Annotated in this window: 21 protein-coding genes; 8 read left to right on the forward strand and 13 right to left on the reverse strand. The window is 61.0% G+C overall.

The genetic code is table 11. The features are described 5' to 3' along the window. The first annotated feature begins 36 nt into the window (after nucleotides 1–36). Nucleotides 37–636, forward strand: a complete 600-nt coding sequence (locus tag V8689_RS13510) for an NAD(P)H-dependent oxidoreductase (RefSeq protein WP_056784854.1) — start codon at nucleotides 37–39, stop codon at nucleotides 634–636. A gap of 1 nt (nucleotide 637) precedes the next feature. Here the strand turns inward: V8689_RS13510 and V8689_RS13515 are convergent, their stop codons facing one another. The 3 genes from V8689_RS13515 to V8689_RS13525 all read right to left on the reverse strand — a co-directional run bounded on the left by V8689_RS13515 (nucleotide 638) and on the right by V8689_RS13525 (nucleotide 3,205). After that, nucleotides 638–1,027 (reverse strand): hypothetical protein, encoded by a 390-nt coding sequence (locus tag V8689_RS13515; RefSeq protein WP_047710762.1) that lies wholly within the window; start codon nucleotides 1,025–1,027, stop codon nucleotides 638–640. Between the two features lie 140 nt (nucleotides 1,028–1,167). Beyond that, complete coding sequence (locus V8689_RS13520) at nucleotides 1,168–2,424, reverse strand: 3-phosphoshikimate 1-carboxyvinyltransferase (RefSeq protein WP_056784857.1); 1,257 nt, start codon at nucleotides 2,422–2,424, stop codon at nucleotides 1,168–1,170. Between the two features lie 226 nt (nucleotides 2,425–2,650). Continuing rightward, entirely contained in the window at nucleotides 2,651–3,205 is a 555-nt protein-coding gene (locus tag V8689_RS13525) for a UPF0149 family protein (RefSeq protein ID WP_056784861.1), read from the reverse strand. Between the two features lie 172 nt (nucleotides 3,206–3,377). On the opposite strand from V8689_RS13525, the gene V8689_RS13530 reads away from it, so the two are divergent. Next, nucleotides 3,378–4,190, forward strand: a complete 813-nt coding sequence (locus tag V8689_RS13530; protein ID WP_056784864.1) for a crotonase/enoyl-CoA hydratase family protein — start codon at nucleotides 3,378–3,380, stop codon at nucleotides 4,188–4,190. A 5-nt stretch (nucleotides 4,191–4,195) separates the two neighbouring features. Beyond that, nucleotides 4,196–5,029, forward strand: coding sequence for an NAD(+) diphosphatase (gene nudC, locus V8689_RS13535; protein WP_003191009.1), 834 nt, complete (start codon nucleotides 4,196–4,198; stop codon nucleotides 5,027–5,029). Here the strand turns inward: nudC and V8689_RS13540 are convergent. Beyond that, nucleotides 4,997–5,776: a TSUP family transporter gene (locus V8689_RS13540; RefSeq protein WP_003191011.1), complete on the reverse strand. Its 780-nt coding sequence runs from the start codon at nucleotides 5,774–5,776 to the stop codon at nucleotides 4,997–4,999. The genes nudC and V8689_RS13540 overlap by 33 nt on opposite strands. Nucleotides 5,777–6,007: 231 nt before the next feature. Further along, nucleotides 6,008–6,946: a LysR substrate-binding domain-containing protein gene (locus tag V8689_RS13545; RefSeq protein WP_056784867.1), complete on the reverse strand. Its 939-nt coding sequence runs from the start codon at nucleotides 6,944–6,946 to the stop codon at nucleotides 6,008–6,010. Nucleotides 6,947–7,060: 114 nt separating this feature from the next. Between V8689_RS13545 and V8689_RS13550 the strand changes: the two genes are divergently transcribed. From V8689_RS13550 to V8689_RS13560, 3 genes are read left to right on the forward strand one after another with little or no spacing between them, the layout of a single operon-like run. Further along, nucleotides 7,061–7,960 carry a haloalkane dehalogenase gene (locus V8689_RS13550; protein WP_060765992.1) on the forward strand — a complete coding sequence of 300 codons (900 nt, stop codon included), beginning with the start codon at nucleotides 7,061–7,063 and terminating at the stop codon, nucleotides 7,958–7,960. 48 nt (nucleotides 7,961–8,008) lie between these two features. Next, nucleotides 8,009–8,479: a nuclear transport factor 2 family protein gene (locus V8689_RS13555; protein ID WP_056784872.1), complete on the forward strand. Its 471-nt coding sequence runs from the start codon at nucleotides 8,009–8,011 to the stop codon at nucleotides 8,477–8,479. A 39-nt stretch (nucleotides 8,480–8,518) separates the two neighbouring features. Continuing rightward, nucleotides 8,519–9,283, forward strand: coding sequence for a nuclear transport factor 2 family protein (locus tag V8689_RS13560; protein ID WP_056784874.1), 765 nt, complete (start codon nucleotides 8,519–8,521; stop codon nucleotides 9,281–9,283). Between the two features lie 4 nt (nucleotides 9,284–9,287). Here V8689_RS13560 and pcsA read toward each other — a convergent pair whose 3' ends face one another. From pcsA to V8689_RS13580, 4 genes are all read right to left on the reverse strand, one after another. Beyond that, a complete protein-coding gene (gene pcsA / locus V8689_RS13565) occupies nucleotides 9,288–10,004 on the reverse strand; it encodes a phosphatidylcholine synthase (RefSeq protein WP_056784877.1) in 717 nt (238 codons plus the stop codon). A gap of 148 nt (nucleotides 10,005–10,152) precedes the next feature. Further along, the gene (locus V8689_RS13570) at nucleotides 10,153–11,073 is read right to left on the reverse strand and encodes a class I SAM-dependent methyltransferase (protein WP_056784879.1); all 921 of its coding nucleotides are present in this window, start codon (nucleotides 11,071–11,073) and stop codon (nucleotides 10,153–10,155) included. Between the two features lie 512 nt (nucleotides 11,074–11,585). Beyond that, nucleotides 11,586–12,074: a DUF1289 domain-containing protein gene (locus V8689_RS13575; RefSeq protein WP_056784972.1), complete on the reverse strand. Its 489-nt coding sequence runs from the start codon at nucleotides 12,072–12,074 to the stop codon at nucleotides 11,586–11,588. 150 nt (nucleotides 12,075–12,224) lie between these two features. Then, nucleotides 12,225–13,475, reverse strand: coding sequence for a ribonucleotide-diphosphate reductase subunit beta (locus tag V8689_RS13580; RefSeq protein WP_032892020.1), 1,251 nt, complete (start codon nucleotides 13,473–13,475; stop codon nucleotides 12,225–12,227). A gap of 355 nt (nucleotides 13,476–13,830) precedes the next feature. Here V8689_RS13580 and V8689_RS13585 point away from each other — a divergent pair, with 355 nt between their 5' ends. Beyond that, nucleotides 13,831–14,046 (forward strand): TOBE domain-containing protein, encoded by a 216-nt coding sequence (locus V8689_RS13585; protein WP_003173733.1) that lies wholly within the window; start codon nucleotides 13,831–13,833, stop codon nucleotides 14,044–14,046. Nucleotides 14,047–14,085: 39 nt separating this feature from the next. Here the strand turns inward: V8689_RS13585 and V8689_RS13590 are convergent, their stop codons facing one another. Together V8689_RS13590 and V8689_RS13595 are read right to left on the reverse strand one after the other, a co-directional pair. Continuing rightward, a complete protein-coding gene (locus tag V8689_RS13590; RefSeq protein ID WP_056784882.1) occupies nucleotides 14,086–17,271 on the reverse strand; it encodes a dermonecrotic toxin domain-containing protein in 3,186 nt (1,061 codons plus the stop codon). Between the two features lie 89 nt (nucleotides 17,272–17,360). Next, on the reverse strand, nucleotides 17,361–18,506 hold the full coding sequence (locus tag V8689_RS13595; protein ID WP_056784885.1) for a MalY/PatB family protein: 1,146 nt from the start codon (nucleotides 18,504–18,506) through the stop codon (nucleotides 17,361–17,363). A gap of 201 nt (nucleotides 18,507–18,707) precedes the next feature. Between V8689_RS13595 and ggt the strand changes: the two genes are divergently transcribed. Next, nucleotides 18,708–20,432 carry a gamma-glutamyltransferase gene (gene ggt, locus V8689_RS13600; protein ID WP_056784886.1) on the forward strand — a complete coding sequence of 575 codons (1,725 nt, stop codon included), beginning with the start codon at nucleotides 18,708–18,710 and terminating at the stop codon, nucleotides 20,430–20,432. A gap of 131 nt (nucleotides 20,433–20,563) precedes the next feature. On the opposite strand, the gene V8689_RS13605 is transcribed toward ggt, so the two are convergent. After that, nucleotides 20,564–21,319 carry a MipA/OmpV family protein gene (locus V8689_RS13605; RefSeq protein ID WP_223816978.1) on the reverse strand — a complete coding sequence of 252 codons (756 nt, stop codon included), beginning with the start codon at nucleotides 21,317–21,319 and terminating at the stop codon, nucleotides 20,564–20,566. A 52-nt stretch (nucleotides 21,320–21,371) separates the two neighbouring features. Next, a complete protein-coding gene (locus V8689_RS13610) occupies nucleotides 21,372–23,195 on the reverse strand; it encodes a serine hydrolase domain-containing protein (protein WP_056784888.1) in 1,824 nt (607 codons plus the stop codon). Nucleotides 23,196–23,209 lie beyond the last annotated feature (14 nt).

A 23,209-nucleotide genomic window follows, 5' to 3' on the forward strand; every position in this document is an offset into this window, starting at 1 on the left:
ACTAAAAGTAGATTAAGCCTAAACGGAGTCAAAGTCATGCACGCACTGATCGTTGTTGCCCATCACGACCCGCAATCCCTCACCCATAGTGTGGCCGCCGAGGTGGGGGCGGGCTTGAATGCCAATAGCCACACCTTTGAAATAGCCGACCTTGCCGCTGAAGGGTTCGACCCACGCTACACCGCCGCCGACCATCGGGTGCACCGTACTCGGGCGGTGCCACCCGCTGACGTGCTGGCCGAACAGGCCCGTATTGACCGCGCCGACGCACTGGTGCTGGTATTCCCTATCTACTGGTGGTCGATGCCAGCGTTGCTCAAGGGCTGGGTCGACCGCGTATTCGTCAATGGTTGGGCGATCGATTACGGCCCCGATACACCGGTGCAGAAGAAACTCAGGCATTTGCATGTGCATGTGCTGGCCCTGGGAGCGGCTGACGAAAGCGCCTTCGAACGACACGGTTATGCCAAGGCCATGAACACCCAGATCGACTACGGCATCTTTGATTATTGCGGGGCGCGGGTACTCACCTCCGAGTTGTTGCTGGACTCGGAAAGTGGCACGGCCCAGGCGCACTTGCACAAGGCCCGGGCTGTGGGGCAAGAGTTGTTCGAGCGAGAAGCAGTGGCGGGATAATTCAGACGTCGCGAAACAGGTCGTGGGCGTCCAGCAAGCGGTAGGCAATCTCTGGGTTTTTCTCCAGGCCTCGGCGAATGGAGGCGGGGATGGACTGGCGGGTCTTGCGACACATGCCCGGCAGTTCGTCGATGACGATCTGGATCCCGCGCATGCTCTTGACCTCGGTATGCCCCGGCGCGATGTGTACGCGGATGCCCAGCTGGTCGTACATCCGCTGTTGCAAGTGTTCGAGGTCTTGCAGGCTCTTGAGGTTTTCCAGGCGCTCCAGCAGGATTTTTTCCTGCTGGCGCGTCAGTTGGAGAATGCGCAGGTCCGCGCCGGGCGCTTGCAGCAGTTGTTCACGGTTGCAGACACAGGCGCCGGGTGGGCAGGGTTGGCGAAGGGTCATTGACGCTCCCGGCTAGATCTCGCTGCAAAATGTAGGAGCGAGCTTGCTCGCGAAAAACGTCAACGATAACGCGTGTTTCCTGAACAAACGCGGAGCCTGTGCGTTTTTCGCGAGCAAGCTCGCTCCTACAGGTTTGTGTGTCAGTCGTTTAGGTGAACGCCCAGGCTGGCCAGGGCTTTCCAGTAGTCAGGGTAGGTCTTGGCCACGCAGTCCGGGTCTTGAATGCGAATGCCCGAGACTTTAAGCCCGGCCAGGGCAAAGCACATGGCGATGCGATGGTCGGCGTGGGTGTCGATCAGTGCGGTGCAGGCGGTGCCTGCCAGGGCCGGGTCGCTGGCGACCAGCAGGTCATCGCCCTCGATGGTCGCCAGGCCCGGGCGAATTTCGTTGAGGCCATCGTGCAGCGCCTGCACGCGGTCACATTCCTTGACGCGCAGGTTCGCCAGTTCAGTGAAACGCACCGGGGTGTTGTTGAACGCGGCGAGCACCGCCAGGGTCGGGATCGCATCCTGCATTTGCGAGCCTACCACCGTGGCTTGCATGTTCGGGAACTGCGCAATCACGGCCTGGGCCTTGGCGTCGGGCTGGGTGAAGTCCTGCGCGGCTACGCCGATGTCGATACGCCCACCGGTCAGCACTTCTGCGGCCCACAAATACGTGGCGGCGGACGCATCGGGTTCGATCAGGTAATCATGGGCGGTATAGCCGGTGGGGGCGACGCGCCAGGTGGTGTCGTCCACGGCGTCCACCTGGGCCCCGAAGGCACGCATGCAGTCGAGGGTCAGGTCCACGTAGCCACGGGCACCGATATCCTTGCCGGTCAGCGCCACTTCAATCGGCGCTTCGCCGCACGCCGCGAGCATCAGCAGGGCCGATACGTACTGGCTGGACAAACCACCATCAATCTCGAAACGCTTGGCCTGGACCTTGCCCATGCCGTGCACGGTGACCGGTGGGCAACCGGTGGGGCTGTCGACCTGGATGCCGTTCTGGCCCAGGGTAGCCAGCAGCGGGCCAATCGGGCGTTTTTGCATGTACTCGTCGCCGTCCAGTACCACGGTGCCTTGCACGGTGGCCACGGCAGCCGTGAGAAAGCGCATGGCGGTGCCAGCGTTGCCGAGGAACAACGGCTGGGCCGGCAATTGCAGCGAGCCTTGGCTGGTGACCACAAAGGTGGTGTCGTCCGGCTCGTCGATGGTGACGCCCATCTGCCGCAGGGCGACCGACATGTGGCGCGTGTCATCGCTTTTGAGCGCACCGCTCAAACGGCTGGTGCCCTTGGCCAATGCCGCCAGCAACAGCGCACGGTTGGTAATGGATTTGGAGCCGGGGGGCGCGACCTTGCCAGTGAGGGGGAAGTTGGGCGGTGTAACGGTCACGGTTTTCTGCGAACTCAAGGTACAAGGCTCCTGGTCAAGGCGAGGTGGCGTGGAGTGGCCGACATGCGGACCCGAATCATCAGGCAAACACGCCATGCTTGTCGAGTGGTGGGGGACTTGCCCTAACTGTAGGAGCGAGCTTGCTCGCGAAAAACGTCAACGATAAAGCGTGCTTCCTGAATGAACGCGGCGCCTGTAAGTTTTTCGCGAGCAAGCTCGCTCCTACAAAAAAGGTTTGCCTGCCTTAACGCTGGCTCAGCCAGTAGTCATGCAACGCCCGCGCAGCCGGTTCGATCTCGCTGACCCGCTGTTGATGGGCGTTTACATCCAGATCCGCCGGCAATTCGAAATTGTCCTGTTCGGCGCACCAGGAAATCCGCTCCAGTTGCCCGGCTTGTGCAGCGGGCAATGGCGGCCAGTTGGCGATCGCCACGCCGCGCAAATAACCAAAGCACCATTCCTCGGCAAGGGTCACCGCCTGGTCTTGATGTTCTGTTTCATCGAAACGGGCTTTGAATGCCTGGGCATCAATAGCCAATTGTGCGGCCAGGGTATTCATATGGCGTACACACAGCTCGAGAAAAGCCTGGGCCTCGTCCATGTTGTCCCATTCAGGGTTTTGCCCACCCCAGATCGCCGGGAACCACTCGGCCACATCCACCTTGGCCGGGCTGGAAACCAGGGCGGTGAAATAACCGTCTAGTTCGGCCATGTTCAGCACTGAGTGGTCTTCGCCGTATTTGAGCAAGGTGGCATCAATGAAGTCGAAATCGGCGGGAGCGAGGGGTTGGGCGTGCATGGCATATCCTTAAAACGTCGAGCGCGGCTTAAAGCGCAAAGGATGGCGTGTACGCGGGGTTTTATCCAGCGGCTTTTCCTGCGCCGGTGGCAGTCCCGCTTTTGGCCGATGCGCCGTGGCGCACCCTTGATATAGTCTGGCCTTTCTCAATCGCCAGTCAGGGATCACTGCCATGTCCGAATACCAAGCCTTCGTTGTCGAACTCAGCGGCAACGTTGCCCATGTGCAGATCAACCGCCCGGAAAAGATCAACGCCATGAACGCGGCGTTCTGGACCGAAATCATCGACATCTTCCAATGGATCGACGAGACCGACGCCGTGCGTGTCGTGGTGCTCAGCGGGGCGGGCAAGCACTTTTCCTCGGGCATCGACCTGATGATGCTGGCCTCGATTGCCAATGATTTTGGCAAGGACGTGGGTCGCAATGCGCGCCTGCTGCGCCGCAAGATCCTTGAGCTGCAAGCCTCGTTCAACGCCGTGGACACTTGCCGCAAGCCCGTGCTGGCGGCGATCCAGGGCTACTGCATCGGCGGCGCCATCGACCTGATCAGTGCCTGTGACATGCGCTATGCAGCTGAAGACGCGCAATTCTCGATCAAGGAAATCGACATCGGCATGGCTGCCGACGTGGGCACCTTGCAACGTCTGCCGCGCATTATCGGCGACGGCATGCTGCGTGAACTGGCCTACACCGGCCGTCAGTTCGGCGCCGAAGAAGCGCGCAGCATCGGCCTGGTCAACCGCGTGTTTGCCGATCATGAAAGCCTGCTGGCGGGCGTCATGGACCTCGCCCAGCAAATCGCCGCCAAGTCGCCGATTGCCGTGACCGGCACCAAGGCCATGATCAGCTACATGCGTGACCACACAGTCAATGATGGCCTGGAATACGTTGCCACCTGGAACTCGGCTATGTTGCAATCCAACGACCTGCGCGTGGCCATCGCGGCCCACATGAGTAAGCAGAAACCCGAATTCGTGGATTGACCGACATGACCCCAGGCTGGATTACTACAACGCTGCTGGACAACGACGCCCCTGGCGGCTGGGCCGTCGCCCGCAGCCGCGAAGGCTTTTTACACGACACAAACGGCCCGCTGTTCCCGCGCGAATGGCTCAAGCGCCAGGACCTGTCGGTGTTTGCCGAACACGGCATCGGCCACCTTGATGGCGAGCCGGTGTACCTGTTGGAACTCGACTCGGTGGCGGATGTGCCAGGGTGCAGTTGGCAGGGCTTGCGCGGTTTTATGCTGCAAGGCGATCACACCCTTTACAAGGTGCTGGGCTACGCCGCGCAGATCGGCACCTGGGCGCGGGAGCACCGCTTTTGTGGCAGTTGCGGCCAGGCGATGGTGCAGGTGCCGAGGGAACGGGCGATGTATTGCCAGGCCTGCGACCTGCGCAGCTACCCGCGTATCTCGCCGAGCATGATCGTGCTGGTGACCCGTGGCGATGAGATCCTGCTGGCGCGTTCGCCGCGTTTCGTCACGGGGGTCTATAGCACTCTGGCCGGTTTTGCCGAGCCGGGTGAGTCCGCCGAAGACTGCCTGATCCGTGAGGTGCGCGAAGAGGTGCAGGTGGAGGTCAAGAACATCCAGTACATGGGCAGCCAATGCTGGCCGTTCCCTCACTCGATGATGCTGGGCTTTCATGCCGAATACGCCGGTGGCGATATCGTGCCCCAGGCCGACGAGATCGAGGATGCGCAGTGGTTCAATATCCACGAGCTGCCGCCGTTGCCGGCGTCACGCTCGATTGCGCGTTACCTCATCGACCTCTACGTGGCCCGCCGCTTAGGCCACGCTGAACCAGTGCTGCCAGGCTAGGCGCACGGTCAGGCCCAGCACCACGGTGATAAACACCGGGCGAATGAATTTGGCGCCGCCGCTGATCGCGCTGCGTGCGCCAAAGAACGCGCCACACATCACCGACACACCCATTGCCAGGCCGACGATCCAGTCCACCGAACCATTGATGATGAACACCGTCAGCGCCGCCGCGTTGCTGACGAAGTTCATGCTGCGCGCCACGCCGCTGGCCTTCACCAGGTCGATGGGGTGCAGCAGCATCGTGCTGACCGTCCAGAACGCACCGGTGCCAGGCCCGGCCACGCCGTCGTAGAAGCCCAGGCCAAAGCCCTGGGTGGCTTGCCATTTCTTCTTGATCGGTGCCTCGGCATCCAGCGGCGCCTTGGGCGTGCCGCCGAACAGCAGGTACACACCGCAGGCGAAGACGATCACCGGGAGCATCTTGTTCAGGGTTTCGGCGGGCAAGTAATGGGCGACGACCGCGCCGGTCAGCGCACCGATCAAGGTACCGACGATGGCGTGCACCCATTGGCGTGGGTGGAACAGCTTGCGGCGGTAGAACGTAAAACTGGCGGTGGCCGAGCCGAAGGTGGAGCTGAGTTTGTTGGTGCCCAGTACCAGATGCGGCGGCATGCCAGCGGTGAGCAGGGCGGGCGTGGTCAACAAACCGCCACCGCCAGCGATGGCATCGATAAAACCGGCGATAAAAGCGACAACGGCCAGGATGGCCAGGGTGGTGAGGTCAACGCTGAGTTCGAAAGGCATGGGCAGGGCTTATTGTTGGAGGGCCGCAGAAAGCCAGCATCTTACTGCGATGTAGCGGGTCTAGGCGATTCAAATGTGGGAGCGGGCTTGCCCGCGATAGCGGAGTGTCAGTCACTGAATTTTCAACTGAACCACCGCTATCGCAGGCAAGCCAGCTCCCACATTGGTCATGCATGGCCCACAAAATCAGCACCCGGCATAGATCCCCTGTGGGAGTGTAGACACTCAGCCTCACCGAACCGAGTTCTGCATCACAATCTGCGGCAGGTGCTCGGACAGAAAGTCAATCAGCGCCCTGACCGAAGGCAGCATGCCGCGCCGCGCCGAATATGCCAGGTGCAGCGTCAGCTCGGGAGCACTCCATTCTGGTAGCACCACCACCAGTTGCTGTCGAGCCAGCGCGGGCACGCACGCGACGTCCGGCATCATCGCGATGCCCAATCCCTGGATGGCCGCATTCAGGATCGTCTCATGCTCGCGGCACATCAAGGTCGGCCGCAGCCTGGCCGTGGTGCGTGAACCATCGGGACCCACCAGCAGCCATTGCGGCTGTGGCTCATCTGCCGCTTCGTAGTACAGCGTTGGCCGTTGTGCCAGCTCGTCCGGATGAGACAGCGGCCCTGTGCGCTTGAGATAGTCCGGGCTGGCGACCAGGATGCGCCGGCTGATCCCCAGGGGTTTGGCCACCAGGTCGGGGTCCATGTCCTCCGGCTGGCGTAGCCGCACGGCGATGTCCATGGATTCTGCCTGCAGGTCCACCGTGCGATCGGTGGCAAGCACCTGCACGCGTACCTGGGGATAGCGGGTCATGAACGCCGGCAGGTTAGGGGCCAGGAATACCTGCGTCGCCAGCACCGGGCAACTGATGCGCACCAGCCCACGCGGCGCGGCGCTGGCCATGTCGATGACTTCCTGGGCCGCCAGCGCTTCGGTGATCGAGGCGCGGCAATGGATAAAAAATCGCTCACCCAGGTCGGTCAAGGACACATGCCGTGTGGTTCGATGAAACAAGCGGGCACCCAAGCGTTGTTCGAGCGCCGCGACGCGTGCGCTGAGCCGCGACTTGGGGATGCCCAGCACCCGTCCCGCCGCCGAAAACCCGCCGTGCTCGGCGACCATGGAGAAATAGTAGAGATCGTTGAGGTCCTCCAGCACAGCCTGGGTGGTCATTCTATTGTCCGGTTTCAAGTAACAGAGGGTTCAAAACTAGCATCTATTGGGATGATTGTCCTTTGGGTAGGCTGATGACTCACCGAATCAACTGGTCCCCAAGGAGCCCCCGACATGCCTCTGCTTACCGCCGACAATCTTGCGCAATACGGCGACCCTCATCCACGCCAGCGCGTTGCCGTGCTCGACACTGACATGAGCTACGTGGACGTCGGCGCAGGCGACCCCATCGTCTTCCTGCATGGCAACCCGACGTGGTCGTATCTATGGCGCAACATCATTCCCCATGCGCTGCCACACGGCAGATGCCTGGCGCCGGACCTGGTGGGCATGGGGCTTTCGGGCAAGTCGCCGACCCGCGCCTATCGCTTTGAGGACCACGCCCGCTACCTCGATGCCTGGTTCGAGGCCATGGGGTTGAGTAACGTTGTGTTGGTTACCGATGACTGGGGCACTGCGCTGGGGGCGCATTGGGCCAACCGCCACCGGGATCGCGTACAGGCGCTGGTGTATATGGAGGGCGTAGTGTTTCCGGGAAGCTGGGACGATTACGCCGGCGCAGGCAAGGACCTCTTCAAAGCCCTGCGCTCGGAACCAGGCGAGCAGATGATCCTTGAGGAGAACCTCTTCATCGAGGGGATCCTGCCTCGCACCACATTGCGCACCCTGGGCGTCGAGGAAATGGACGCCTACCGCGCACCCTTCGCCACCCCCGAAGACCGCTGGCCGACCCTGGCCTGGCCCCGCGAACTGCCTATCGAGGGTGAACCGGCCAATGTCGTCAAGATCATCGAGGCGTCCGGCGCATGGCTGGCGACCGACGCACTGCCCAAGCTGCTGATCGTCGGGGAGCCAGGCGCAGTGCTCACCGGGCGTGCGCTGGCCTATGCCCGCACCTGGGCCAATCAACGCGAGGTCAGCGTGCCGGGCATTCATAGCCTGCAGGAAGACTCTCCGGCCGAGATCGGCCTGGCGCTGTCGCTGTTCCTGCGAGAACTGCGCCCCATCACCTGAAGCCATCCCATTACACCCGTGCATGACCTGACCCCCTGGAGGTAGACCATGAAACACACCTACAAAGGCCCCGACGATGCGTTGGAAGTGGCGCGCTTTGTCTGCAATGCCGTCAACGGCTGGACCGAAAACCCGACACGGATGATTCCCTATTTCACCCCGGACGGCGGTTGGGAGTTCCCGTTCGCGCCCACCGAGTTTGGCCTGTTCTTCAAGGAGGTTCGTGGAGCCGAGGCCATGAAGCGCTACTTCAGCTCGCTCGTGCCTTATATGGAAAACCTCGATATCGGGCCGGTAGAAAATTGGACCATCCATACGCTGAAGACCCCGCATACCTACGTGTACGAATACACCGGCACGGCCACCATCAAGGGCTCGGGCAAGCTCTACGAGCAGAACTACATTTCGATCGTGACGCTGGAAGGCGGCAAGATCAAAACCTATCGGGAACATTGGGACCCCTACGTCGCGCTGCTCGATTTCGGCCTGGCGCGTCCCGTTGACGGTGACGCGAAGTAGCGACTGTGGCAATTCCTGATTGTAAAGACGAGGTGATACATGAACGCAAAAGATGTGGTAACCACGATGTGGACCGAACTGATGACCGCCAAGGACCCGGCCGTTATCCAGAAGTGGGTAGCCCCGACCTACAAGCAGCACAGCCCCTATGTACAAACCGGCCGAGAGGGTCTTGAGCAGTTAGTGGCAAGCCTGCGAGACGACTACAGCTACGAGCTGGTGCGGATCTTCAGCGACGGCGACCTGGTGGTGTTGCACGGCATTCATCGCAACTGGCTCAACGGCGTATTCACCGGCGGCGAAGCCGTTGTCGGCGTCGACATGTTCCGCGTCGCGGATGATCAGATCCAGGAACATTGGGATGCGTCGGTGCCCGTGATGCGCATTTCTGCCTCCGGCCGCACCCAGCTTGACGGCCCGGCGACGGTTGAACACGCAGGCATGACGCAGCAGAGCAGAAACGCGGCTAAAGCCTTCGTCCAGACGGTACTGGTCGACAAGCAGCATCAGCGCCTGCCCGAGTTCATCAGCAAGCATGGGTTGGCGCAGCACATTACGGAAATTGCCGATGGCGCCGCTTGCCTGGCGCAAGCGTTGGCGGTGAGCGACAACGAGTATGTCGCGATCAGGAAGGTGGTGGCTGAAGGTGAGTTTGTCGCGGTCCAGTCAGAAGGGCGGGTCAATGGTCAAACCCATACCTTCTGGGACCTGTTCAGGGTCGATGCGCACGCAAAGATCGCTGAACAGTGGCAGGTAGCGGCGGTATTCCCCGATGTCGTACCCCACGACAACGGGGCGTTCTAGAGGGTTATTTGTGCGCGCCCAGCCATTCCACGGCCGTGCGCCAAATGCAGATACCCAGGAAGTAGGCCGACATCAGCGACCACAGGCCGAATGTCCAAGGGTTGGTGTTGGGATAATCCACCACCATCAGGAAGCTGCACAGCAGCCAGATGGTGGTCACCGCGATGTTGATCGGCATGAAGCGTTTGACCCGGAACGGGTGCAAGAACTTCATCGGCGTCACGGTCAACAGCGCCAGGCCAATCACGGTCAGCAAGGTGACCCAGGCATCCGGCTGGATGATATAGACGCACAGGGCAACGACGTTCCAGGCGGCAGGGAAGCCGACGAAGTAGTTGTCCTTGCTCTTCATGTTCACGTTGCAAAAGCAGAACAGCGACGACACCAGGATCACCGACACTGTAAACAGATGGGTGAAATCGGGCAGGTCGATATAGCGGTAGATAAACAGTGCCGGGATGAACACGTAGGTGAGGTAGTCGATCACCAGGTCCAGCACCGAGCCGTCAAAGCTGGGCAGCACCGTGCTGACATTCACCCGTCGCGCCAGCGAGCCGTCGACGCCATCCACCACCAGCGCCAGGCCCAGCCACAGCAGGCACGCCTTGGGGGAGTTTTCCAGCAGCGCCAGGGTGGCCAAAAAGGCCAGTACCACACCGGTGGCGGTAAAGCCGTGGGCGCCCCAGGCTTTGAGTCTGGCTACATGCAGGGTCGATATCACGGGCGGTTCTCCAAAAGGTCAAACGGGGCAGCCGACGACGTAGGGCCGTCGAGTCTGGCCAGGGAATGCAGGTATCGACCGGGAAGGGGAGGATAAGGTTCACCGCCCGGCGTATCCGTTAGCGTAGCAAGCGTAGGACATTTGGGCATCAGCCCTGACGGAACACCAGTGCCTTTAACCCGCTCTGGGGGTCAATATCAGGAAATTCCGGTGGGTTTTCCAGCCGCTGCACAAAGCGCAGGCCCGGTGCTTCGCGGGTCACGCCGTCGATCAGGAAATCTTCGCCGAAGGCCGGATCGTTCATGCATGCCAGCACGGTGCCTTGGGCACTGAGCAAATCCGGCAGGCGGCGCAGCACGCGCTGGTAATCCTTGGTGAGCAGGAAACTGCCTTTCTGGAACGAGGGCGGGTCGATGATCACCAGGTCGTAAGGGCCGTTGTTCGTCACCTTGGCCCAGGATTTGAACAGGTCGTGGCCCAGGAAACTCACACGGCCCAGGTCATGCCCATTCAGGCGATGGTTGTCGCGGCCACGGCTGAGGGCACCACGGGCCATGTCCAGGTTCACCACATGGTCGGCGCCGCCTTCGATGGCGGCCACGGAAAAACCGCAGGTATAGGCGAACAGGTTGAGCACGCGTTGGCCTTTGGCCTGTTCGCGCACCCAGTTGCGCCCGTAACGCATGTCGAGAAACAGCCCGCTGTTCTGTTTTTTACCCAGGTCGATCAAGTAGCGCAGGCCGCCCTCGGTGATGGTCAGCTCGTCGATGGCGTCGCCCACCAGCCATTCGGTGGTGCTTTGCGGCAGGTAGCGGTGTTGCAGGGCCACGGTGTGCACGCCGAAGCGGCTCCACTCGATCTGCAACAGGGTGTGCTTGAGGGCTTGCAGGTGCTCGGTTTCTTTGAACAGGGCGACCAGCACCACCCCTTGCAGCCAGTCCACGGTGAGTTGCTCCAGGCCTGGCCAGCAGCGGCCACGGCCATGGAACAGGCGTCGGGTTTCCGCGGGCGCGTCAGCCAGGGCAGTGAGCAGGTGGGCGTGCAGGGTAGCGAGGGCGTCTGGGGTCATCGTTAAGCGTCGGTCATCGGGGCGGGCGGCATTTTAAACATAATTGGGTAGGAGGGGGGCTGGCCTGTGAAGGGGATGACACCCCGCGGTCCAACTGTGGGAGCTGGCTTGCCTGCGATAGCGGCCTGACAGTCAACACAGTTGGACCGGGTACATATCCGTTATTTAGGTAACGGCCACTTAGGGTTCCGCCTGACGGCGGGTCACTTTGGAAAAGAGCCCCAAAGTAACCAAAGGGCTCTTGCCCCACCACTCGGCACCTCGCCTAGGCTCGGTGTGCCCGTAATCCGCCAGTGATTTGGGGGGCCGCCGCCACGCGCCATCCATGGCGCGGGGCGGCTAAACCGGCATCCCTGCCGGTTTACCCCCCAAATCACTGTCGAATTCCGGCCAGCGTGGTTTAACGGGGCGCCTAAGATCAAGATCACAAGCAGATCAAGATCAAGATCAAGAGCGGCTCGCTTCGCATCGTGGTTACTATCGCAGGCAAGCCACAGCGTTTGCGATGTGGGTCAGCGCGTAGCAATCAGCGCCGGTCCGAATGCCTCTTTCAGGAAAACCGGGGCGATATAGCGTTCGTAATGTGCCTCGGACAGCAGGAAGAACTCCCGGTCTATTGCATCGCGCAGGTCCGCCAGGTGGCGCTCGCGAAACTCGGGCAGCAACGCCAAGCCATACGCATCCAGCTTGGAGATCACCCGTGCACCCCGGGCAATCAGTTGGTATGCCCAGCAATACGGCGACTGGTGCGGCACAAAGCGTATCTTGCGCGCCTCTAACTGATCACGCAGGCGTTGAGGGTCGAAGACTTCCAGCTTGCTGGCCATCACCTGTACCAGCAACTGCTCCAGGCGCTGCCACACCGCTTGTTTTTCTTCGGCGCTATAGCCATTCCACTGGATCACTTCATGGTGATAACGCTTGCAGCCCCGGCAGACCAGGTCACCGTAGACGGTGGAGCACAGGCCCACGCAGGGGGTCTTGATGGTTTGGTTGGGCATAAAGGCAATTTGCAAAAGTTTGAAGAACACCGCGGCCCCCATGTAGGAGCGAGCTTGCTCGCGAAGACCCCAAGGGCACCGCGTTCATTCAGGATGCACGCGTTATCGTTGACGTTCTTCGCGAGCAAGCTCGCTCCTACAGAGGTTATGTCAGTCCCAGCTCAGCGCGCCGCCGGTCTGGTATTCGATCACACGGGTCTCGAAGAAGTTTTTCTCTTTCTTCAAGTCCATGATCTCGCTCATCCACGGGAACGGGTTGGTGGTGCCTGGATATTCTTCCTTCAAGCCGATCTGCGACAGGCGACGGTTAGCAATGAACTTGAGGTAATCCTCCATCATCGCCGCATTCATGCCCAACACCCCACGCGGCATGGTGTCTCGCGCATATTCAATCTCCAACTGCGTACCCTGCAGAATCATCTGGGTCGCTTCTTCCTTCATCTCGGCATCCCACAGGTGCGGGTTTTCGATTTTGATCTGGTTGATCACGTCGATACCGAAGTTCAGGTGCATCGACTCATCGCGCAGGATGTACTGGAACTGCTCGGCCACGCCGGTCATTTTGTTGCGGCGGCCCATGGACAGGATCTGGGTGAAGCCGCAGTAGAAGAAGATGCCTTCCAGCACGCAGTAGTAGGCGACCAGGTTGCGCAGCAGTTCTTTGTCGGTGTCGACGGTGCCGGTTTCGAACTTTGGATCGGAGATCGAACGGGTGTACTTCAGGCCCCAGGCGGCCTTTTTGGCCACCGATGGAATCTCGTGGTACATGTTGAAGATCTCGCCTTCATCCATGGCCAGCGATTCGATGCAGTACTGGTAGGCGTGGGTGTGGATCGCCTCTTCGAAGGCCTGGCGCAGGATGTACTGGCGGCACTCCGGGTTGGTGATCAGGCGGTACACGGCCAGCACCAGGTTGTTGGCGACCAGGGAGTCGGCAGTGGAGAAGAAGCCCAGGTTGCGCATGACGATGCGGCGTTCGTCGTCGGTCAGGCCTTCGGGGTTTTTCCACAGGGCGATGTCGGCGGTCATGTTGACCTCTTGCGGCATCCAGTGGTTGGCGCAGCCGTCGAGGTACTTCTGCCAGGCCCAGTCGTACTTGAAGGGCACGAGTTGGTTGAGGTCGGCGCGGCAGTTGATCATGCGTTTTTCATCAACGGCGACGCGGGCAGAGGCGCCTTCCAGCTCGGCGAGGCCTTCGGCGACGTCGAGTTTGTCCAGGGCGGCCTTGGCGCGCACGATGGCGGCGGAGTCGTTGGCGGTGACGGCGCGGGCTTCCACGGCGGCAGCGGCGCCGGCACCGTCGAGGCGGTCCATGTTGGCTTCGGTAGCGTGGCCGGCGTTGGCGCCTTTGATCACCGCTGCACCGGTGTCTTCGTTGTCGACTTCATCCCAACTCAGCATGGAAATACTCCTTCCTGGTACTCGAAAAATAAATGTTTTTGCAGGCTACAAGGCATTGAAATACTGCGCGTAGTGTGGTCGGTAAATACTGATGCTGCACACTATGTAGTGGTCTGATCTGTTTGTGGGCACACTATATGGGGTGTAACAAAGTTGGTCAACGCACAAGATGTGCGGTCATAGGTCGCTGCCACATACAAATTCAGCCGTGGGCGGGTCATGAAACATCACTCTGCATATGTCTTTATCGAATAAATAAATAGATATTTATTCCTTTTAATATTTTATCCGGCAGCGCATTTTGAGGGCCTGCGCATTCGTGCGGATTGACCCAACAGCCAAAAGGAAAGCCGACATGACCATCAAAGCGATCAACGTGCGCAACCAGTTCAAAGGCGTGATCAAGGAGATTCTGCTGGGGGAAGTGGTGTCGGAAATCGACGTGCAGACCGCCTCGGGCATTGTGACGTCGGTGATCACCACGCGCTCGGTGCGTGACCTGGAATTGAAGGTGGGCAGTGAGGTGATTGCCTTTGTGAAGTCCACAGAAGTGTCCATTGCCAAGTTGTAAACGCCCAACAGGGTCAGGGAAAGGCGTGGGGCAGTGCCCTCAGTCAACTCGATTGAAAATTTCCCTGACCTGATCCTCGGGCATGACACCTTTGCCCGTTCCCTCGATCAGCTCGAACGTGCCATCAGCATTCAGCGTGATGCCCAGGGAGCTGGCCAGCGTGACGCTGACGCCGGGCCGTGCTTGAAGCAGTGTCCTGAGCGGTTGTTCGCCCTGCAACGATTGCCCGATGGTGGTGGCCATGCCTTGCAGCGAATCTGAATTGACCCCGCCTACCAGGATGACCTGCCCACCTTTGTTCAATGATGCGTTCAATCGATCCAGTAGCGCTTGGGTATTGCCGCCCCGCAGTCCCAACTCCAGGTTGCTGCCGGTCAGGTGCATCAGCGTACGGGTCTGGTAACGCGCACCGTCCCAGTCGGTGAGCACCGCAATGGCCGAGCAGTCGGTCAGGCTGCGGGTGGAGAGCACGTCGTTGCCGCTCGTGAGTGTCGTGGCTTCACCCATGGCCACCTGCACGGCATTGGCGGCTTTCAGCTTGGCGGTGCGCCGCAACCAGCCCAGGGTAAGCCTGGCCGCGTCGGCCCTGGCCAGGTCTGCGGCCGGATGCACCTGGTTGCCAGGCAACGGTGAAACACGATGGGGGCGCAAGGCCACATCCGGTTTCACGATGGCGTTGGCTTGCTGCAGCCGGTACACCACTTCGCGCTGCTGCTCAGGGTTCATGCCTTTGCAGTGGCGCTTCAATTCGTCGATGTCGGCTTTGCTAAACCCTGAACGCTGCAGCTGCTTGAAGGCTTTTTTGAGCGGAGCCAGCGCGACAAAGTCGGCCTTAAGGGCCTGCACAGCATGGTTGGCACTCAGAAACTGGCGGTACCCTTGCGCAAGGCTCAGCTCTAGAGGCCCGCATTTCTTGAACCTGATATCCCGCGTTTGCGTTTTATCCAGTGGTGCGTAATAGAACTCGGCAGTGTCAGCCTCTACCACCAGGTAGCGCTGGCTGGCGCTGGTGACGACCACGCCTCTAAGCTGGCGTTGATCATTGCTGGCATTGCTGATGCTGCCGAGCTTGACCACCCGGGTATCGTTAGCAAGCGTGTCGGCGCTGTCGCCTGTGTAAAAACCGAAATCGGGGTCGTCAATGAGCTGGCCGTGCACGTGCGCCTTGTAAGTGATGCGTTCGCCGTTGGCGACGGGCACCAGTTGGGGGCCGGTGTCGCCTTTGACTATTGTGTGCAGACGTTTTTCATAGACCACCGTGCGCTCGCGCGTGAATAGCCCGGCCTTGGACGGGAACAACCGCACGTGCTCCAGGGCCTGCAGGCGTACTTGGGGTTTGGGCAGGTCGGCGACAAGTTTAACGAAGCACTCGTCCTGGATACCGCGTCGCACCCGCCCACCCGGAGTGGGCGCAGGGCAAAGCGCCTCAAAGTCCTCCAAGGGCTTGGCGTGTTCTGCTGCTTGCAGGTCGGTCAGCTCGCCAGGTCTTGTATTGAGGTAGCGATAGACCCGACCACGGTCCACCAGATCATAGCCATTGGCGCGTGGCAGGGTATAGGCACTGGGGCTCAAAGGGTGTTCGATGACCATTGCCTGCTGGCCATCGCTGAAAAGCTCCCGGGTCAGGGGGATCGTGGCCGGTTGCTCAAAGGCAGGCTCTTTCGCGGTACCGCCCACGATGGCAAACAGCTCGTTGAGCGCGCCATCCAGCGCGGCAGTGCTGCCATGTTTTCGCTCGGCCTGCGTGTCGCCCGTGATCGATTGCTCGACACCCACTTCGGCTTCTACAAGGCCGGCGGCGGCCGCGACACCGACCACGACCGGCTCGCCAATCACTGCGAACTTGGCCGCCAGGCCCGCGGCTACGGTCAAATCGTTTAGCCAGGTATCGCGGGTGACCTCGCTGTTGGACTTGATCATGACATCTGCATCGCGGGACATGCGCTCGCGGGTGGCGTCTTTGATCACGCTGAACACGTCGCCGTGAATGCGCACATTGGCGCTGTCGATAACGGTTCCTTCCAGGGTGTCCCAGTAGCCGCTCGCCAAGTAGCGAATGGCGCTGTCCGCGCCTTTGTTCGAGCGCGAGTCGCCGGTGATGAAGGATTTGAAATCGCTCCAGAACCCTAAGTCGCTGTCTTGTCGGTCCCTGAGGGAGAAGTGTGATTGCAGCGCCTTGCGCGTCTCGGCATGCCGGCCTTGCTCGGCCACCCATTGGTCCATCGCGTCCAGGGAATCAAAGCGCAGGAAAGCGGGCTTGTGCCCCGGTATATACAGGACTTGCACGCCGTCTCGACGATCACGTAACTGCCCGCGGCTGCCGTAGTCAGTGGCGGTGAAACGCAGGATGTCGTGAGCGGGGCGCCCGTTGATGTCAAACACGTGAACCCGTGTGCGGCTTTCTACCGGTGCTGTCGCTCGTAGTTGTTCGACGCTCAGGGCTTGGTTTTCATCCAGGGGCAGGTTGGCGGCCGCGCCCATCACTAGGTGGTAATCGTCGCGGGTAAAGCGCTGCTCGGCCGGCATGTTCAGGCGTTCGGCGGGTGAGGCGCGCTCGTAGGCCTTGAGCTGTTCACGGGCCTGATAAATGAACTCGCCTTTCAAGGCGGTGCGGTAGTCATCGCCATGGTCGCGCCAGAAACGTTCGAGCTTTTGAGTCATGTGCGCCTGAAAGTCGTTTTTCCAGCTTTCATGCATCAGTTGGGAAGGCGCCAGCGCAAACTGGTTATGGGCGCCATAGCCGCCTTGGGTACTTTGCCCGCGGCCGACCGTGTACAGGCCGGCCTGCTGGTCAAGCACGCCGGGCAGTGCGTCGTGTTCGTTGAAGTTGCTCAACAACGCGTCCGGCAGCGCCTGGGAAACCGTGGGCTCTTCTCCCAGATGTTCCCAGCCGGTGACGGTATTGGCACTTTGTGCTTGCTGGAAGCGATTGAGGAAGATGGCATCGGCATCGACCTTGCGACCGGTCAACTTGAACACCAGCGCCTCGGCCCATTGCTTGGCTTCGTCGCGCACTCTGGGCAGTGCAGTGTGCGTGGCCTGCAACAGCTGGCGGTAGAGGGCTTTCTGGTGGTCTACCGATGTACTGCGGTTTTGCCTCAACGCCGGTTTGCGCGGCGGCTGCAGAGGCTCCACCGAGTGGGTCGGCAAGGCCGGTGGGGTATCGCCGACGGTGGGTTTGAAATCCCAGGCAATGAGGGGGAGTGGGCGTGGCGGCAGAATCATCGACGGTCGGCTCCGGGAGAATTTCAATGGCACAGCGGGCAGCTAAGCTCGGTATGTGCGAAAAATCTCCCGTGCGGTTCCGACCGACGTCAGCGGTTTTGTAAGCTGATCTGCATGCGCTGTACGCCTTCCTCCAGCATCGCCCTTGGGCAACCGAAGTTCAGGCGCACGAATTGCTGGCTGTCATCGCCAAATTCAATCCCCGCGCTCAGGCCCACCTTGGCCTGCTCCAGAAAGAACTGCTGCGGGTCATCAAGACCCAGGGCGCTGCAATCGAGCCACGCCAGGAAGGTGCCTTGCGGTGCATGCATTACTACGCCGGGCAGGCGGGTTTTTACCGCGTCGAGCAGGTAGTCACGGTTGGCTTGCAGGTACTGCACCAGCGCGCTGAGCCAGTCGGTGCATTCGCTGTAGGCGGCGCGGGTAGCTTCCAGGCCCAGGGGGCTGACGCTGTCGACCATGCCGCAGCGCGCCTGATTGAAACGCTCACGCACCTCGGCGTTCTGGACCACGGCGAAGCAGGTCTTCAGGCCCGCCACGTTATACGCCTTGCTCGCTGACATCAGGGTGATGGTGCGCTGGGCAATCTCGGGGCTGAGGCTGGCGGTGGGGATGTGGCGACGGCCGTCGAAGCACAGCTCGGCGTGGATTTCGTCGCTGATGATCAATGCGCCGGTGTCCAGGCAGGCATTGGCCACCGCCAGCAGCTCTTCACGGGCAAACACCTTGCCGATGGGGTTGTGCGGGTTGCTCAGCAACAGCGCCCCGGCCCCGCTCAAGGCTTGGCGCATGGCCGGCAGCGGTGTGCGGTATTGGTCATCGATCAACTCGAACGGCACTTCGATGCGTGGCAGGTTCCAGTTGCCGGGCGCCAGGCGAATCGGCCGATAGTTGGGGGTTTGCAGTACCACCGCCTGGCCGGGCTGGACGAAAGCGTGCAGGGCCATATTGAAGCCAGGCTCGACGCCGGGCAGAAACAGCAGTTCTTCAGGCTGCACGCGCCAGGCGTACTTGGCCCACAAGTCGGCAACGATAGCGTCGCGCACGTCCGGGCCGGCCACGCTGTAGCCGAGAATCTGCTGGTCGAGGCGCGCGTGCAGGGCTTGCAAGATGGCGGGCGGCGCGGCGATGTCCATGTCGGCGATCCACATCGGCAAAACGTCTTGCGGGTAACGGCTCCATTTGGTACTGCCGGTATCGAAGCGTGGGTGGATCGTGTCGAAATCAAAACTCATGGACAGGCTCGTATCAGGGCGGCGGTAAAAGAATGGCGCCGATTCTAGCGCCATTAATTTTATAGGCCAGAGCTGATTGCCGACTTACGCAGCGGTGTGCGTTCCATGACCGACAAGTTCTGTAATAAAAACGCCATTGCGCTGGGGATTGAATCGGCGAGGGGCTATTTTGGTGCATCTCAATAATCAGAGTAGCCATGGATGAAATACCAACCTTTCAGTCACACTTTGATTGCGACCGCGCTGGTCTTGACGGTCAACGGTGTGCACGCAGCTTCCCAAGCCCCGGTTGCGGGTGAAAATGGCATGGTGGTCACGGCCCAGCACCTGGCAACCCACGTGGGTGTCGATGTGCTCAAGGCCGGCGGCAACGCGGTCGATGCGGCGGTGGCGGTAGGATACGCGCTGGCAGTGGTGTACCCGGCGGCGGGCAACCTGGGCGGCGGTGGTTTCATGACCGTGCAACTGGCGGACGGGCGCAAGACCTTCCTCGACTTCCGCGAAAAAGCCCCGTTGGCGGCGACGGCCGACATGTACCTGGACAAGGCCGGCAATGCGGTCGAAGGCCTCAGCGCCAAAGGCCATTTGGCGGTCGGCGTACCGGGCACGGTGTCTGGCATGGAGCTGGCCCTGAGCAACTATGGCACCCTCAAGCGCGCGCAAGTGATTGCCCCGGCGATCAAGCTCGCGGAAAACGGCTTTGCGCTGGAGCAGGGCGATATCGACCTGTTGCACACCGCCACCGGTGAGTTCGAAAAAGACCAGGACATGCGCGGGATCTTCCTGCATAACGGCAAACCGATGCAGGTGGGCCAGAAGCTGGTGCAGAAGGACCTGGCCAAGACCCTCAAGGAAATCTCGGCCAAGGGCACCGACGGCTTCTATAAAGGCTGGGTCGCCAAGGCGGTGGTGGATTCCAGCCAGGCCGGCAAAGGCATCATCACCCAGGCCGACCTCGACGCCTACAAAACCCGCGAACTGGCCCCCATCGAGTGCGACTACCGTGGCTACCATGTGGTCTCGGCGCCGCCACCCAGCTCGGGCGGTGTGGTGATCTGCCAGATCATGAACATCCTCGAAGGCTACCCGATGGCCGATCTGGGCTATCACTCGGCCCAGGGCCTGCACTACCAGATCGAAGCGATGCGCCATGCCTACGTGGATCGCAACAGCTACCTGGGTGATCCGGACTTCGTGAAGAACCCCATCGAGCATCTGCTGGACAAGAACTACGCGGCCAAGCTACGCGCTGCCATCGAGCCGCAGAAGGCCGGTGACTCCCAGGCGATCAAGCCAGGTGTGTCGCCCCACGAAGGCAATAACACCACCCACTATTCCATCGTCGACAAGTGGGGCAACGCGGTCTCGGTGACCTATACCCTCAACGACTGGTTTGGCGCCGGGGTGATGGCCAGCAAGACCGGGGTGATTCTCAACGATGAAATGGATGACTTCACCGTCAAGGTCGGCGTACCGAATATGTACGGGCTGGTGCAGGGCGAAGCCAATGCCATCGCACCAGGCAAGGCGCCGTTGTCATCGATGAGCCCGACCATCGTTACCAAGGACGGCAAGGCAGTAATGGTCGTTGGCACACCGGGGGGCAGCCGCATTATCACCGCGACCTTGCTGACCATCCTGAATGTCATCGACTACAAGATGAACATCCAGGAAGCCGTGGACGCACCGCGCTTCCACCAGCAATGGATGCCGGAAACCACCAACCTTGAGACCTTTGCGGTCAGCCCGGACACCCAGAAGATCCTTGAAAGCTGGGGCCACACGTTTGCCGGTCCGCAAGATGCCAACCACCTGGCTGCCATCTTGGTAGGCGCGCCTTCCCTGGAGGGCAAGCCGGTGGGTAACAACCGTTTCTATGGGGCCAATGACCCGCGGCGCAACACGGGCTTGTCGTTAGGTTACTAAGGAACTGGCATTGTCTCTGTAGGAGCGAGCTTGCTCGCGAAGCACTAACAGGCGCCGCGTTTATCCAGAAAACACGCGTCATCGTTGATGTTTTTCGCGAGCAAGCTCGCTCCTACAGAGGGCAAGGTAGATCAGAAGGTGTATTGCAACTCCCCCGACACCGACGCCTGCAACCGCTGCTCCACAATCGGGCTTTTGCCCGCCTTATCCGCCAGGTACTGCACATCCAGCAGGGTCGAGAACTGCGTGTGTTCGTTGATCGGCACGCTCCATGAAAGGCTCATGCCATTGCTGATATTGCCGGCACTTGCCCTGTATTCCTTGAAGCGGCTGCGGGTGGCCTGGTCGGTCGTCACGCCGTACCAGGTTTGCAGGTAGTTGCGGTCACCGAAGTGGCTGTTGATGGCGGCATCGATGGAGCCGTAGGGGCCTTCATACAGATGGGTACCCAGGCTCAATTCCAGGTGGGTAAAAGCCTTGCCGGTTTCCTTGTGTTTATCTTCTTCAAGCGCATGTTCCAGGGTGGCGCCGATGATCACACCGCCGAGGTTGTAGGCGGCACTCACCCCCAATTGCGGACGTGACTTGATCTGGCCCATGCCTTTGAGGCGTTTGGAGCCGGCCTGCATGCTTTCATTTTTATCCTTGCGCGAACCGCTTGCGCCAACGTATGCGCTGTAGCTCAGGGCATTACCTTCGTAACCCCAGCCCAGGCCCGTATCAGTATCGAGGAAGACGCCCCAGGGGCTGATGATTTTGCCGCCGAGTACAGGTGCCGTCATACGTTCGTCGCTGCCACTGTAGCGGGGTGCGTTGGCCATGCCGGCCTTGAGGCTGTATTGCCAGTCTTCGGCAAGCGCCGTGTCGGCGGCGGCGAGCAGGCACAGTCAGGTCAATGACAGGCACAGGTTTTTTGAGTGCATCAGGGTGTTTTCCTGGTTAGAGGTTCAAGGGTGTGTGGGGTGAATGGGTGCGTTTGAACGAGTAGCCCGAAGCGCTCAGGCCGTTGACCTGGCGGCTGACGGTATCGCCCAGGCCGTAGCCGTTGCCGGCCAGTACCGCATGGGCGTTGTCGATGGGCAGCAGGATGTAGTCGGTCAGCGGCTCGCCGTGCAATTGGCCGCGAATCACCAGGAAGCCGTCCTCCTGACGCACACTGATGCCACTCAATGGCGCGTCGGGTTCATGGCTGCTGAGCACCTGATAGGTGCCGACCGTGCTGGCCCAGGCGGCGGGCAAGGGCGGTGGCTCGATGCGTTCACCGATGGCAATGCGTTGGCCGTGGCTGCGCGCGGTGAGCATTTGGCGGCCTTGTACCTGGATCACATCCAACTGCACGCGGCCCAACTCGCCCAGGTCCTTGCGCCAGAAGCCGAGGATCTTTTTCTGCGCGCGGAGCCAGCCTTGCTCATCACGTAACAGCTCGAAATCGTAGCCGGCCAGTTCGCCGGTCAAGCGTGCATGCTCATCCCTGATGCGGAACACGCCCCAGGCGGTCGCATAGAAACCAGCCAGGCGCTTGCGGTCCACCGCCGCCGGCACATGGCGCAGCTTGAGGCCGTGGCTCGGCGCCTGGCAGTCATCGGCGCACACGGGCTGGCCGGTCTGTGCCTGGAGCATCAGGCGCAGGCTGTCGGTAGTCAGCGACACCACCATGTCTTCGGCGTTGCTGTCGTTGGCCATGATGATCACCGCCAGTTGCTGATCCGGCAGCAGGGTCAACTGGGCGACGAAGTCATCGCCGCCACCACTGTGCTGGTAGGTGCGCACACCGGGGCCGATGGGCTCGTCACCGCAGGGTGCCAGAAACCAGCCCAGGCCGATCTGGCAGTCGAAATCCAGGGCGTTGCCGGTGTTTTGCTGGGTAAACATGGCGTCGATAGAAGCGCTGCCGAGGATCTGGCTTCCCTTGTAGGTGCCGTTGGCAAACAGCATGCGTACGTAGCGGCTAAGGTCTTTAGGGCTGGTCCACAGGCCACCGGCGGCGAGGTCACGCACTTGGGCGTCGGTGCTGGCCTTGCCGTCCTCGTAACCATGGGCGCGAAAGCCCATTTGCGCACCGGTGCCCACGAAGCTGGACTGGTTCATTCGCAGGGGCGTGAGCAGGCTGCTTTGCAACTGGGCTTCAAAGCTTTTACCGCTGCTGCGCTCGATGGCCGCGCCCACCAGTGAATAACCAAGGTTGGAGTACGCCACCTGGGACCCCGGCAGGCTGCTCAGCCACACACCCGACACACGCATCGGCATTTGCCCCATGGCATAGGTGCTGCGCAGGTCGCGCAGGTGCTCGCTGGGCAAACCGGATTGATGGCTGAGCAAACGCCGCAAGGTGATCGCTCGATCCGCCTCGGCCTGGTCGCTGTGAAAGCGTGAACGTACGTAGAACTCACGCAGGGTCTGCTGGATCGGCGCATCCAGTGCCAGGCGCTGTTGCTCCACCAGTTGCAGCGCCGCCGTGGCGCTCAGCAGTTTGGAAATGCCACCGGCGCGAAACGCGGTATTGGGCGTGACCGGCACCCCCTGGTCTGTGTCAGCCAGGCCAAAGCCACGCGCCCAGATCAGCTCCTGGCCATTGACCAGCGCAATCGACAACCCTGCCACATTGTCCCGCGCCATCTCCCGGGGAATGCGGGTTTGCAGGTAGCGGATGATTGCGCCGTAATCGCCCTTTTGAATCGGCGGCGGGACAGGCGGTTGCGAGTGGCAACCGATACTGCCCATCAGGCAACCCAAGAGCGGAATACCGCGCAACCTGCGAAACATCAAGAGCACCCGAA

Source organism: Pseudomonas sp. AK181 (assembly GCF_051122975.1).
GTDB lineage: Bacteria > Pseudomonadota > Gammaproteobacteria > Pseudomonadales > Pseudomonadaceae > Aquipseudomonas > Aquipseudomonas lactis.